Below are 14085 nucleotides of genomic sequence, written 5' to 3'. Positions count from 1 at the left end.
GTGCGTAACCTGCTGCGATCATTCTGGTCGCACAGGTTGTGCTTGCTCATGTTGTTATTGTGCCGCATCGGTTGCCAGTAACCTGGCTTTGGCCTGCCGCCGCTCCTTTTTTCGCGCGCTGATGCTGTCAACACACTGCTCGTCGTCTCTCAGTATCACCACACATTCCAGGCACTGGATGCATTCGTCGTAATCGATGGCACCATCGTTACGAATAGCATTGATCTCGCAACGGCGTTTGCACAGCTGGCAAGGGGAGCCGCAGAGATCGACCCGGTCGAGCATGTTCAGCCGCCGCAGCTTGCCAATAATGGCCAGACCGGCACCCAATGGGCACAGGTAGCGACAGTAGAACTTGTGAACAAACATCCCGGCGGCCAGCAAGGCGACGGCGTATAACACAAAGGGCCAAGAGCGGTAGAAATAGAGCGTAATGCTGGTTTTGAACGGCTCTACTTCGGCCAGTTGCTCTGCCAGCGTCAGTGAATAAAAAGCCGTTCCCAGCAGTCCGATCAGCAGCGGGTATTTGATCAGAATCAGCTTGCGATGCAGCGGCTCGGCAATCCGGCGTTGGCGGATGCCCAGTCGTTTGGCCAGCCAGGAAGCCATTTCCTGCAACGCGCCAAACGGGCAGAGCCAACCACAAAACAGCCCTCGGCCCCAAATGAACAGGCTGACAAAAGTGTACGTCCAGAGGATAAAAATCACCGGGTCGAGCAGAAAAATACCAATATTAAAGCCATCGTAAATGTTCAACAGCAGAGTGTAGATGTTGACCACCGACAACTGACCCTGGGCATAAAAGCCGAGATAGCCGACTGTAAACGCCAGAAAGCCCCAACGGAAACCGTGCACAGCACGTGGGAAACGGGTGAAAAAACGCTGCCAGGTAAACAGAATGGTCAGCAGTATCAGGCTGATGCTGACCAGGGTGATGGACAGCCAGCGATCCTGCCAGAGGCCAACCCATAAGGGTGGGCGAGGAGTTTCGTCTTCCACCGTGAGCTGTTCAAACAGCTCGGCGGGCAGTGTCACCGGCACTTCAAAATGTGCCCGGTCGATCATCAGATGATTACGTGGCAGTTCCATATTCAGAATCAGGGCGGCGTCGGCGTCGGGATTAAACCCGGCATTGCCTCCTACCTGGAACAGATTGGCCTGGTCGAACGCAGGTATGCCGTCGGCGACCAGTTGAATATGACGATCGAGTACATCCATATCGCGCATTTCAACGGCCAGCTGACTCTGTTGTAACGCCAGTCGTCCAGGCACCGTACCGGGTTTGAAGTCTTCAGGTACGTGAGGGAACAGCCCGTTGGACATCACAGCCAGTACTTGCTGGCCCGGTTTGAGCCGCTGTTGCAGGCGGGCAAAACCATCGTCGCCCAACAGGTTGCGGCCAATGGACGGCGCATTGATATAGGCGTACCAGAGTTCGGTAAAGGCTTCCCCCGGTTCTGCCTCGCGCAGTGACGGGTAGCTGCCGAGGTCGGTGCCCAGCGAGCGTTCCGCATCTGCCAGTTCAAGCCGCCAATGGCCGACGTAGCCGCGATCGAGTAATTGCTGCCAGTTCAATGGTTCAAACTTGTCCATGATGGGTTGTGCGGCGGCGGCCTGGGCAAAACCTTCCAGCTTGTGGCGGGCAACCTTGAGCGCTGAAGACAATACCGTGTCGTTAATAATAATCACCGATACGGTGGCCTTGGATACCCCGTCAAAGTAGACCACTCCCTCGGTGGCTGCGTCGCCCGCCTTGTGACTGTCGATAACGATGTGTTCAGTGAGTGAGCGGCCCTGATACTGGCCAATAAACTGATACAGCGGCTCCGGCCCCAGACCGTGTAAAAACACTGGCTCATGGTGCTCGAGAATATGAATACCGGTAAACCGGCCAGTGGCACTGAGACCGATCAACAGTCGGATAGGTCGGCCGGAAAACCCTGGCAAATCGCTGATGTCGCTGGATTCATAAGCGTAACCCAGTAGCTCGTTGAGCTGGTAAACCGGGTAGACCGGGTAGTCCTGTTGTTTTGTCTCAATACGGGTTGCTTTGGGAAACAGCTGCTGGATCATGCTATTGAGGGTGTCAGACGGTGCAGCTTGGTCGTCTTGCCCGTTGGCCATGGTGGCTGACGGCAAACTGGCAAGGCTCAACAAACAGAACCAGAGCAGCACGTGCGCAGACCAGGATCGCATGGGAACTCCTTGATTATTATTTTTATGACTATGGCTCTCATCCTAGGCGGCGTGGCGTCATCCTCAATGCTTCTTTGGGATCTGGTCGCAACCTACTAAAGCGTCATAGGACGCCCGCTGGCGGGGTGACAGGCAACCTTGTTGTCACCGGATTGGTACTTTTTTCCAATACCAAGGATGTAGGTGTCACGACTTTGGCGTCGGGATTTTTGTGCACCAATGATGTGCAACCAAAGGGGGCATGATTGCCGTTGAAGGGATGATAGCTGTGGATGCAAGGACAACGGATAGTGGAAAACGTTGTTCAGGGCGACAGTCCTGCACCGCTTCAGAGTGTTCCTGTTTCAGGTGGCTCGGGTCTGATCGGCTTGAGCCATCTTTTTTTCCTGACCCGTTGCGAAAGCGGTGGTCAGGGAGTGGAGCAGAGTCACTGACCCCTGTACGACAAAAACAACACAATCAGGGCAATACAAAATGAAAAATAATAACATCTTCAAGTTGCTGCCAATCGCGGCCGCTGTGGCTATCAGTGCGCAGGCATCTGCCGCTATCACTCTGTACGACCAGGATGCGACCACCTTTTCTGTGGATGGTTTGTTTAATACTTTCTACGTCAATAGCGACAGCAGTGCTGACGGTGCTAATGACGTGTCTCAATCCCGCGTAAAAATGGGCTTTCTGCCGAACTACATCGGTTTCAACTTCAGCAAAGAGATTGAGGGCTTGACGGTGGGTGGCCGCTCTTCCTTGTGGATCAGCACCAGCGATACTGACCTGAACCGTGGCGCGGAAGACGCCGGTACGGAAACACTGATCGATGCGCGTCAGGTGTATGCCACCGTGGACGGTGACTTTGGTCAGGTACTGGTGGGTAAAGACTTTGGTCTGTTTAATCGCTCCAATATTTTTGGTGACGAAATGCTGTTGGGGTTTGGTCAGACCATGACGGTGACCGACGATGGCGGCAACGTCTCGTTTGGTAATATTGGCACTGGTTATTTGTACCCGATGCCCAATTCCCAGATTACTTACCGTATGCCAGCGATGGGCGGTTTTAACCTGGCTGTGGGTTTGATGGATCCTAACAAGCGTTCTGCTGCATCTGAAGAAAGCCGTCCGCGTATCGAAGCCGAAGGCTCTTACGCTCTGGATTTTGACGGTGGTTCTGCCAAAGGCTGGTTGGGTTACATGAATCAGGAATCCAAAGAAGCGGGAACGTCGCTGACCTCGAAAGGTGTCTCTTACGGCTTGAACGTGAAGTTTGCGGGTGTTGCATTGACGGCTTCCGGTTTCACTGCGGAAGGTGTGGGTGCCGCAGGTTTGGGTAATATTCTGACCGCTGACAGCGCTGAAGTGGATGGCAAGCTGTTGCAAGCTTCTTACACTCTGGGTGCGACGCGCTTGGTTGTGTCCAAAGGCGACAACGATGGCGGCTCTACAGACGGCGGCGCGGAGCTGGATCTGAAAAACAAAACCTTGGCGGTATTCCACTCGGTTAATAGCAACCTGATTCTGGTCGGCGAGTGGGACAAGGCCGAATCGGCAACGGCTGAAACCACCACTGTGGCGCTGGGTGCTGTCGTTACATTCTGATGGCGGCTGTCCGAGTATGCGGTCAGTTGTAACTCCGTCCAGCCATGACTTGGCTTGTCGTAATATCGCAGTAAAATAGCACCAGCAAGGGATGGCCTGGCCATCCTTTGCTGTTAATGCTACAGGGGACATCTATTTAATCCGGTGCTCACTCTGGGCTACCGGATGGTGTCGAATCACGAAGCCGACTTGCAGGCCTGACGGGTCAAGTCAAACGTCGGCGACACAGAGTCGAGATCATCCGGCAGCCCCCGGAGGGCGCGGGTTGCCGCCGTCCAGAGCGGTGTTGGCGAACTTGAAAAGGACGCGTCATTTCGCGGCATTCGCCGCCTTGCCCTGATCACCGGCAACACTCGCGCAGAGTCGTGCAGGATTAAATAGATGTCCCCTACTGGGTTATGGCTGTTTTTTTGATCCGTGTCCTGGACTGTGGCAAGCAGTCTGATCCCTCTGCAATCGGTAGTAGTACGGGGTCGGAAGTAGCATATTTCTGCTCTTTGCGGTTAAGTAAACTCGTACTGTCCGCAGTTGATGATGGTTACGCCCGTTTTTAGCGGGTGCTGGTCTTCGGGGCTATATCCGGATCTGGTATCCGGCGACTACGGCGTCCAGCAGGGAGTGGAAACGATGTTGGCATTAAAACCAAAACAGTACGATGGTATTAAAACCGCCTGTTCCGTCAATCAGGATCCTGAGATCGCGGCCCAAGAGCTGTATCAGGCCTTGTCTGATGTCGAACTGAGCCAGGTGGTGTTTTTCTGTTCCAACGATTTTGACTTTGATGCGCTGGCGAAAGCACTCGGCGGCTGTTTTTCCGGCATTGATCTGGTCGGTTGTACCACGGCCGGTGAAATTTCACCGTTTGGTTATTGCAGTGGCAGCATTACCGCGATTGGTTTTCCGGCATCGTCGTTTGCCGTCCAGTCGGCGCTGATGTCGGATCTGTCCCGTTTCAGTTTTTCGGATGCCCAGGGGCTGATTCATCAGATGCTCGACAGCTGTCGTGAGCGTCAGGTCGCGCCGATCAAGGGCAATACCTTCGCTTTGACCTTGCTGGACGGTCTTTCGGTCGAAGAAGAACGGCTGTTGCGCCTGCTGAATGCCCATCTGGGCAGCATTCCTTTGCTCGGTGGTTCTGCCGCCGATGATATGTGTCACAGCAAGACCCATGTGTATTACGAAGGCCGTTTCCATACCAACGCCGCTATTCTGTTACTGGTGAATACCGCTTTTGATTTTGAAGCCTTCAGTATTCATCACCTGCTACCAACCGAAGACAAGCTGGTGGTCACCGATGCTGATCCACTGGAACGGCGGGTGTTTGAGATCAACGCCGAACCCGCAGCGCTGGAGTATGCGCGGGTTCTGGATATACCGCTGGAGACGCTGAGTCCGCAAGTGTTTGCCCTTAATCCGCTGTCGGTAAAAATTGGCGAACGCTATTACCCGCGCGCGATCCAGAAAGTGAACCCGGATAACAGCCTGTCGTTTTATTGCGCTGTGGATACCGGCATTGTGCTGACTCGTTCGCGTTCCGCCGACATGCTGGCGCAGCTCGATGGGCTATTTGAAGACATCAGCCAGCGAATTGGCACACCGCAGCTGATTCTGGGCTACGATTGTATCTTCAGGCGGCTGGAGCTGGATCATCTCGATCTGATGGCATCCGCGTCAGCCATGTTTGCCCGCCATAAAGTGATTGGCTTTAATACCTATGGTGAGCAGTTTAACGGTATGCATTTAAACCAGACGTTCACTGGGGTGGCGCTGGGAGGGGCTGACTATTGAGCGCAGAGGTCGATGATCTCAAACGGCGACTGGCTGAATTTGAAGACAAGAATCGACGCCTGGAAAAAATCAACCGGGCGTTGATGCACCGGGTTGAAGCCGGGCCAGAGAATTCAGACGGCGCCTACGACAACTTCAAGCATTCCGTCTATCTGGCCGAACAGGTGAGAGAACGCACCGAAGCGCTGAATGAGGCGATGCACAGTCTCAAAAGCACCAATGTCGAACTGGTACGGGCCAGTGCCGCCGCAACCAATGCCCACGACCTGCTGCGCCAGGCGATTGAAAGCATCTCCGATGCCTTTGTACTATACGACGCCGACCGCAAGCTGGTATTGGCTAACTCCCGTTTCAGCCAGTTCTGGCAAAGCTCTGGAATCGAAATTTCTCCCGGCATGGATCAGCAGCAGATCCACAAACTGTCGCAACATCATCGTCTGATTGATCGTTATTATGGCGAAGCCGTCAGCACGGGTCATGGTGCCTTGCCAGGTGATGGCAAGGTGTTCCATATGCGCAGCGGCACCTGGGTGCATGTCAGCGAGCGTCCGACTCGGGATGGCGGCCTGGTGGTGCTGTACAAGGACATCAGTGCCCTGATTGAAAACGAGCGCGCATTACGAGAGCGGGCGCTGGCAACCAAATCCCGCACCTTGCAAAATACCCTCGATAACCTTTCCCAGGGGGTGGTACTGGTCAATCAGGCCCAGAATCTGGAAACCTGGAATCACCGCTTTACCGAGTTGACCGGCTTAAGCAAAACCGCGCTGGTGAGCGGTTTCAGCTTCTCGCGCCTGATGCAGCTGACCGAAGTCGACGATCTGAACCCCTTGTCGCGGGATGATCAGGGCAGACCCTGTTTACAGCTGGAGCAAGTACTGTCCGATGGTCGGGTGCTGGAAATCCGCACGCATCCGATGCCGGATGGCGAGTTTGTCAACACCTACACCGACATTACGGAACGCAGCCGGGCTGTCAAAGCACTGGCAGAAAGCGAACAGCGTGTCCGGGTGATTACCGACACCGTGCCGGCGCTGATTGGTTATGTCGACAAAAACCTCACCATGGTGTTTTCCAATCGTGCCTATGAAACCTGGTACGGTTACGAGCGCGAGGTCATTCTGGGCCGCCATATGGAAGATATTATCCAGCCCGAGCAGATGGTGCGCTTGCGCCCCTATATCGAACGGGCGCTCAGTGGGCGCAGCGTCAACTTTGAAATTACCGATCCGGCTCCCGACGGCGAAATCCGCCACGTCGTCAAAAATTATGTACCGGAAAAGGACGCCAACGGCGAAGTGCAGGGATTTTACGTTCTGATTCAGGATATTACTGAAATTCGTCGTACCTCCGAAGCCCTCACCCAAGCGTATCAGCATCTGGAGCAACGGGTGGAAGACCGCACCAAGGAACTGACTGAGCTGAACGGTCAGCTGCGTCAGGAAATCGAAGAGCGGGTGCAAATGGAGCAGCGGCTGCGTGATGCCAAGCAGGAAGCGGAAAAAGCCAACCACAGTAAAACCAAATTTCTCGCCGCCGCCAGCCACGACCTGCTGCAGCCGATGAATGCCGCTCGGCTGTTTTGTGCCTCGTTGATGGAACACAACCTCGACGAACGCACACGCCAACTGGTGTTCTCGCTCAATTATTCACTGGAAGACGTTGAGAGCCTGCTGGCGGCGCTGGTGGATATTTCCAAACTGGATGCGGGCGTGGTCAAACCGGATATTACCGCGTTCCGTGCCGGTGACCTGCTGGGCAACCTGGCGAATGAATACCGTACCCTGGCGGCCGATTCCGGTCTGGCGTTTGAGTACATTGCTACCTCGGCGGTGATCCTGACCGACTCACAGTTGTTAGCGCGAATCCTGCGCAACTTCCTTACCAACTCGGTACGCTACACCCGGCAGGGCAAGATTACGCTGGGCTGCCGTCGGCGCACAGAGGGGCTGGAAATCCAGGTGTGGGACTCCGGCGACGGCATTGCCGAAGACAAGCTGGAAGAGATTTTTCTTGAATTCAATCGTGGCAGCCAGAAAGACACCGCCCGCGACAAGGGGCTGGGATTGGGGCTGGCGATTGTCGACAAGATGTCCGGAATTCTGGGTCACCCCATCCGGGTGCAGTCTACCTTGGGATCCGGTTCCTGCTTCTCGGTACTGGTGCCTTATGGACGCCGCCAGCTGGCTCGCAAGGCAACAACGCCAGGGTTGGCGCTGTTGGGCAATCAGCAATTTCTGGGACGGCGAGCACTGGTACTGGATAACGAAGCCTCCATTTGTCACGCCATGGACGTTCTGCTCAGTGGTTGGGGGTTTGATGTTGTGGCGGTACGAAGCTACGAAGAATTACAGCAAGAGCTGGACGCCGATATCGACCTTATTATTGCCGACTATCACCTCGACAACGGCGTCACCGGGCTGGACGTAGTAGCACGGCTGCGCTCAGAACGGGGGCTGGATGCCCCGGTACTGATGATTACCGCCAACTACACCAACGTACTCAAACAGGAAGTGCGGGAGTTGGGCTATCGGCTGATGAACAAACCGGTGCGCCCGGCCAAACTCAAGGCCATGATTCATCATATGATTCACCACGCCATTGTTGCGTGAGCAACTTGCGGCCTGTTTTGTGCGAGCGTCATTTAAATAAATACCAATATCTCCCGTCAGCGCGGGCGACAAGCTTTATACTGACACCCATCATTCGCCCTAGCAGGAACCCTATCGTGGCCGGAGCCAGCCTTCTTACCTTGATCGACGATATCGCCACCTTGCTCGACGATGTCGCTACCATGACCAAGGTCGCCGCACAACAAACCGCCGGAGTACTCGGTGATGACCTGGCCCTCAATGCCCAGCAAGTTGCTGGTGTTCGGGCCGACCGGGAACTACCCGTGGTCTGGGCCGTCGGCGTGGGATCACTGCGTAACAAGGCGATTCTGGTGCCTGCCGCGCTGCTGATCAGTGCCATTATTCCCTGGCTGATTACCCCATTGCTGATGCTGGGCGGTGCGTTTCTGTGTTACGAAGGCGCAGAAAAACTGATTCATGCCTTGCGGCAGCACGGTAAAAAACACGCTGACACAGTCCAGCTCAAAGCCCTGACCGATCCGGATTTTGATCTGGTGGCGTTTGAAAAAGATAAAATCCAAGGCGCCATTCGTACCGACTTTATCCTTTCCGCTGAAATCATCGTTATCACCCTTGGCACCGTGGCCGATGCGACCCTGATGGAACAGCTGATTGCATTGGCCGGAATCTCCGTCCTGATGACGGTCTTTGTCTATGGATTGGTTGCCGGTATCGTCAAACTCGACGACCTCGGCCTTTATCTGACCCGGACGTCCACCTCCACCTGGCAAGCCATCGGTCGGGTGCTGGTCGCCGCTGCTCCCTGGCTGATGAAATTTCTCTCCGTCGTTGGCACCGCCGCCATGTTTATGGTGGGTGGCGCGATACTCGTGCATGGCGTACCGCTGATACATCACGCGATAGAACATTCTGCCGATGCCGCTGAACAGATTGCCAGCTTGCCTGCCGTCAGCAGCGTTTTAGGCGGATTGGTGAGCGTGCTGCTGAATGCCGTGACCGGGCTGGCGGCGGGCAGTGTGCTGGTGGGGATTCATATGGGGTTTGAGCAACTGCGCGGTAGCTGATCAGATTCAGTTGGCAGGTGATACTTTGCCCTATAAAGTTCACGTTACATTACGGCGTTATGTCGACCACGCTTCGTGATGGCCAAACGCACCGACACTGTTTGATAGGCGCAATCGTAGCGACGCCTACAGGATTTTAATGCACACTCTTGCTCAACTGCGCAGCGGCGAACTGGCTGGTAGCCGCCGCCTCAAATTATCAGCAGACCTCTGCGAGTTCCCGGAAGAAATTTACAGTCTCGTCGATACCCTCGAAGTACTCGATTTGTCCGGTAACCAGCTTACTGACCTGCCGGGTGATCTGCATCGTTTCAGTCAACTGAAAATCCTGTTCGCCTCGGATAATCAGTTCGAACATATCCCCGAAGGCGTTGGTCTCTGCCGGTCATTAACGATGGTCGGCTTTAAGCACAACAAGATTCGTGACGTTTCCGCAACCTGCCTGCCGCCTAATGTGCGCTGGCTGATTCTGACGGACAACTGCATTAGCCAATTACCTGGCAACTTCGGCAACCTGAGTGCACTGGAAAAACTCATGCTCGCGGGCAACCGGCTGACCGCACTGCCAAACAGCATCAGCAGGCTGAACACACTGGGCTTACTGCGAATATCCGCCAACCAGTTTGACGTATTTCCCGATCAGTTGCTCGAACTGCCCAATCTGGCCTGGCTGGCGTTCTCCGGCAACCCCTTCTGCCCACGTCATGAATCTCATCACAACGTGTTGACCGTTGCCCGTGGCGACCTGGAAATGGGAGACGTATTGGGTCGTGGAGCCTCAGGTGTGATTTCCCGCGCTTATTGGCAATCAGCCCCGGCAGGCATCGACCCGGACGTTGCCGTGAAAGTCTTCCATGGCGGCGTCACCAGCGATGGCTACCCGCAAGACGAGTTGGACGCCTGTTTGTCGGTCGCACCGCATCCCAATCTGGTCACCGCATTGGCGCAGGTAACAGAACCCGGCTTTGATGCCCTGGTGATGAAGCTGATCCCGCACGACTACAGCAATCTGGGTCAGCCTCCCAGCCTCGGCAGCTGCACCCGTGACACCTTCACCGCAGGCCAAGCCCTTAGCCGCGAATTGGCCGACTGCCTGATTAAGCAAATGACCAGCCTGGTGGAGCACCTTGAAGCCACTCAAATCTGCCACGGTGATGTGTACGCTCACAACACCCTGATCAATGCCGACGGGCATTTATTGTTTGGAGATTTCGGAGCTGCTTCGCGGTATCACAATCTGACGGACGCACAGCAAGCTGGAATCAGAAAGATAGAACGGCGGGCGCTGGGGTATTTTATTGAAGATATGGAGGGGCTGGTGAATTTGGGGTGCGCCACAATCAGGCCTTGCTGAAGCATGACCTCTTTCGGTCATCACACATCCCGGAGTGAACTGGGCCACAAGCCGAATTCATAACCCCACTCCCCGCGACACTCCAGCTGAAAATCTGGATAATAGCGCCCAGCTTCCACACCGCGGGCGACGCTTTCTACCTGTCACCGCGCTGGCCACTCTTTCCAATGCGGTACTCTTCATGCAAATCAAGGTCAATTTTCTCGATAACCTTCGTCTCGAAGGCAAGTTTGATGATTTTACCGTCATCTCGGATCAGCCCATCCGCTATAAAGGCGATGGTTCTGCGCCGGGGCCGTTCGATTATTTTCTGGCGTCGTCGGCGATGTGTGCGGCGTATTTTGCCAAGGTGTACTGCATAGCACGGGATATTCCAACCGAGAATTTGCGGCTGGTACAGAACAATATTGTCGACCCTGAGAATCGCTACAAGCAGCTGTTGAAGATTCAGCTGGAGTTGCCTGAGGGTATTGCGGAGAAAGACCGGCTGGGTATTCTGCGTTCAATGGAACGTTGTACGGTAAAACGGGCGATTCAGACCGGTATCGAGTTTGATATTGAGGTGGTGGATAACCTCGATGACGACGCGCAGGCGCTGCTGTTAGTGGGCACGGCGGTGGACGAGCAGGCCACGACGTATATCCCAGGTAAGGATTTACCGTTGGAGCAGACCATCGCCAATATGACCGGGCTGCTGGCGGATCTGGGGATGAAGATCGAGATCGCCTCCTGGCGTAATATTGTGCCCAATGTGTGGTCGCTGCATATTCGTGATGCGGCGTCGCCGATGTGTTTTACCAACGGCAAGGGTGCGACCAAAGAGAGTGCGTTGGCGTCGGCGCTGGGGGAGTTTCTGGAGCGGCTGAACTGCAATTTCTTCTACAATGACCAGTTTTTTGGTGAAGAAATTGCCAATGCCGAGTTTGTGCATTACCCCAATGAACAGTGGTTTCAGCCTGGACCGAACGATGAGTTGCCAGAAGCCATTCTGGATGACTATTGTCTGGCCATTTACAACGCCGACGGTGAGTTATGCGGCTCACACCTGTTCGACACCAACTCTGGCAAGAGTGAGCGCGGTATTGTGTCGCTGCCATTTGTGCGCCAGTCCGATGGTGAAACGGTGTACTTTCCGTCCAATCTGATTGAAAACCTGTTTCTCAGTAACGGCATGAGTGCCGGTAATACGCTGGCGGAAGCTCAGGTGCAGTGTTTGTCGGAGATTTTTGAACGGGCGGTCAAGCGCCAGATTCTGGAAGATGAAATTGCGCTGCCGGATGTTCCCGATGAGGTGTTAGCCAAATATCCGGGTATCGTGGCGGGTATCCAGGGGCTGGAAGAGCAGGGCTTTCCGGTACTGGTAAAGGATGCCTCGTTGGGCGGTCAGTTCCCGGTGATGTGTGTGACGCTGATGAACCCCCGTACCGGCGGTGTATTTGCTTCGTTTGGCGCGCATCCGAGTTTTGAGGTGGCGCTGGAGCGTTCGCTGACGGAGTTGTTGCAAGGTCGCAGTTTTGAAGGTCTGAACGATTTGCCGCAACCGACGTTTGAAAGCAATGCGGTGACGGAGCCGAATAACTTTGTTGAGCATTTTATCGACTCTACCGGTTTGGTGAGCTGGCGTTTTTTCAGTGCCAAGGCGGATGTTGATTTTGTGGAATGGGATTTCGCTGTGGCGCTACAGGCGGATGCCAGCCCGGACGAACGCAAGCATGCCAATCAGGAAGAAGCCGCGACCCTGTTTGGTATTCTGGAAACGATCGGTCTGGAATCGTATATGGCCACTTATAATGACCTGGGTGTCCCAGCGTGTCGGATTCTGGTGCCGGGTTATTCCGAAGTGTATCCGGTTGATGATCTGATCTACGACAACACCAATAAGGCGCTGTATTTCCGCGACGATATTCTTAACCTGCACCGTCTGGACGAGGAACAATTGGTCGATCTGGTGGAGCGTCTGGAAGTCAGCGAGCTGGATGACTACACCGATATCACGACCTTGATTGGCATTGAATTTGACGATAATACCGTTTGGGGTCAGCTGACCATGCTGGAATTGAAGTTGCTGATTTATCTGGCGTTAGGTCAGCAGGAGGAGGCCAAAGAGTTGGTCGAAACCTTCCTGCAATTTAACGACAACACGGTGGAACGTGGGCTGTTTTATCAGGCACTGAATTGCGTATTGGAAGTGACTCTGGACGGCGAACTGGCACTGGCCGATTTCAGCCATAACTTTGGTCGTATGTTTGGTGGTGAGCGTCTGGCGGCGGCGTTGGGGTCTGTGGATGGGTCGGTGCGGTTTTACGGGCTGGAAGAAACCAGCATGGATCTGGAAGGGCTCGACAAGCATGTGCGTCTGATCGATAGCTATAAAAAATTGCATGCGGCGCGGGCAGCCAGTGTGATTATGGCCCAGGATAGTGGCGGCTAGTTCGGTCAACACATAAAAAAACCGGGCACCGCCCGGTTTTTTTCTTTGAACAGCAATAAGAGGGAATCAGCGCCGCAGGTATTGGTTAAAGTCTACATTGCTGGCGGCCAGTACTGCCTGGATGCGGTTGTGCACACTGAGTTTACGCAAAATCGCCGAGACATGTGCCTTGACGGTAGTTTCTGCAATCGACAGGTTGTAGGCGATCTGTTTATTAGATTCGCCGCTGGCCATACGTTCCAGTACCAGTAACTGTCGGCGGGTCAGGCTGTTAAGCATTTCCGGGGGAATCAGGTTGTCATCCTGAATACGGCGCTGGCGTGAGCGGCCGTCATCAGTGGCACGAATAACATCGGATGGCAGGTACACCTGGCCTGCTAACACTTGTTCGAGTGCCTGGGTCATTTTTTCCCGTGGCAGGGACTTGATGATAAAACCCACGGCACCATAAGTCATGGCTTGCAGTACCACGCTTTTTTCTTCTTCAGCCGAGATGATGACGACGGGAATGGTGGGGGATTCGTTACGTAACTGGATCAAGCCGTTGAGGCCGTTCATGCCAGGCATATTGAGGTCGAGCAGGATCAGATCCAGATCATCCTGGGCATTCGCCAATACGGCGGCCGACTCGAGATTTTCGGCTTCGACAATGTCTGAATTAGGGTAGCGGTTGCGAATAACGTCGGCAATGGCTTCCCGGAACAACGGGTGATCATCGGCAATTAGCAGTTTGTAGACCGGGGTCTCGCTTTCCGTCAGCGGGCTGGACGGCAATTCTGCACTTGAAGTTGTATCAGTCATATCAGGCTGGGAGCTCTGGCTGGGGACAGCGTCACAAGCGCCGTCGGATGCACTGTGGCTGGTCTGGAGTGTCAACATGGTAGCTACTCCTGTTTCTTTATTTTTGTAATTTACCCATTACACCCCGTGCTGCTACTGTCAGCTATTCTACCTTGGCGTTTTGTATGGGGGTCTAAAGTAGTAAAGTTAGTCGAAAACCCCTGCCTTGGCACAATATTTTTGCTTTTTCCTTCATTATTGCTATCTGCATCTTTATTTTCCTGA

At 54.4% G+C, this 14085-nt stretch carries 9 protein-coding genes; 6 read left to right on the top strand and 3 right to left on the bottom strand.

What is annotated here, in order from left to right:
- Nucleotides 1-54: 54 nt before the first annotated feature.
- On the bottom strand, nucleotides 55-2196 hold the full coding sequence (locus tag WG929_RS15045) for a 4Fe-4S binding protein (RefSeq protein WP_416206724.1): 2142 nt from the start codon (nucleotides 2194-2196) through the stop codon (nucleotides 55-57).
- A gap of 474 nt (nucleotides 2197-2670) precedes the next feature.
- On the opposite strand from WG929_RS15045, the gene WG929_RS15040 reads away from it, so the two are divergent.
- Nucleotides 2671-3789, top strand: coding sequence for a porin (locus tag WG929_RS15040; protein WP_416206723.1), 1119 nt, complete (start codon nucleotides 2671-2673; stop codon nucleotides 3787-3789).
- Nucleotides 3790-3965: 176 nt separating this feature from the next.
- Here WG929_RS15040 and WG929_RS15035 read toward each other — a convergent pair whose 3' ends face one another.
- Complete coding sequence (locus WG929_RS15035; RefSeq protein ID WP_416206722.1) at nucleotides 3966-4112, bottom strand: hypothetical protein; 147 nt, start codon at nucleotides 4110-4112, stop codon at nucleotides 3966-3968.
- Nucleotides 4113-4416: 304 nt separating this feature from the next.
- Here WG929_RS15035 and nosP point away from each other — a divergent pair, with 304 nt between their 5' ends.
- The 5 genes from nosP to WG929_RS15010 all read left to right on the top strand — a co-directional run bounded on the left by nosP (nucleotide 4417) and on the right by WG929_RS15010 (nucleotide 13020).
- Complete coding sequence (gene nosP / locus WG929_RS15030) at nucleotides 4417-5577, top strand: nitric oxide-sensing protein NosP (RefSeq protein WP_369857649.1); 1161 nt, start codon at nucleotides 4417-4419, stop codon at nucleotides 5575-5577.
- Entirely contained in the window at nucleotides 5574-8189 is a 2616-nt protein-coding gene (locus WG929_RS15025) for a NahK/ErcS family hybrid sensor histidine kinase/response regulator (protein ID WP_416206721.1), read from the top strand. The genes nosP and WG929_RS15025 overlap by 4 nt, the downstream gene beginning before the upstream one ends.
- 116 nt (nucleotides 8190-8305) lie before the next feature.
- Nucleotides 8306-9235: a DUF808 domain-containing protein gene (locus tag WG929_RS15020; protein WP_416206720.1), complete on the top strand. Its 930-nt coding sequence runs from the start codon at nucleotides 8306-8308 to the stop codon at nucleotides 9233-9235.
- A 139-nt stretch (nucleotides 9236-9374) separates the two neighbouring features.
- Entirely contained in the window at nucleotides 9375-10589 is a 1215-nt protein-coding gene (locus WG929_RS15015) for a leucine-rich repeat-containing protein kinase family protein (protein ID WP_416206719.1), read from the top strand.
- A gap of 181 nt (nucleotides 10590-10770) precedes the next feature.
- Nucleotides 10771-13020: an OsmC domain/YcaO domain-containing protein gene (locus tag WG929_RS15010; RefSeq protein WP_416206718.1), complete on the top strand. Its 2250-nt coding sequence runs from the start codon at nucleotides 10771-10773 to the stop codon at nucleotides 13018-13020.
- 66 nt (nucleotides 13021-13086) lie between these two features.
- On the opposite strand, the gene WG929_RS15005 is transcribed toward WG929_RS15010, so the two are convergent.
- Nucleotides 13087-13899, bottom strand: a complete 813-nt coding sequence (locus WG929_RS15005) for a response regulator (protein WP_416206717.1) — start codon at nucleotides 13897-13899, stop codon at nucleotides 13087-13089.
- Between the last annotated feature and the right edge of the window lie 186 nt (nucleotides 13900-14085).

The organism is Oceanobacter antarcticus, from assembly GCF_044962685.1.
Lineage (GTDB): Bacteria > Pseudomonadota > Gammaproteobacteria > Pseudomonadales > Oceanobacteraceae > Oceanobacter > Oceanobacter antarcticus.
Note: the sequence above shows the minus strand (reverse complement) of the source record. Positions and strands in the feature narration are given on the sequence as shown.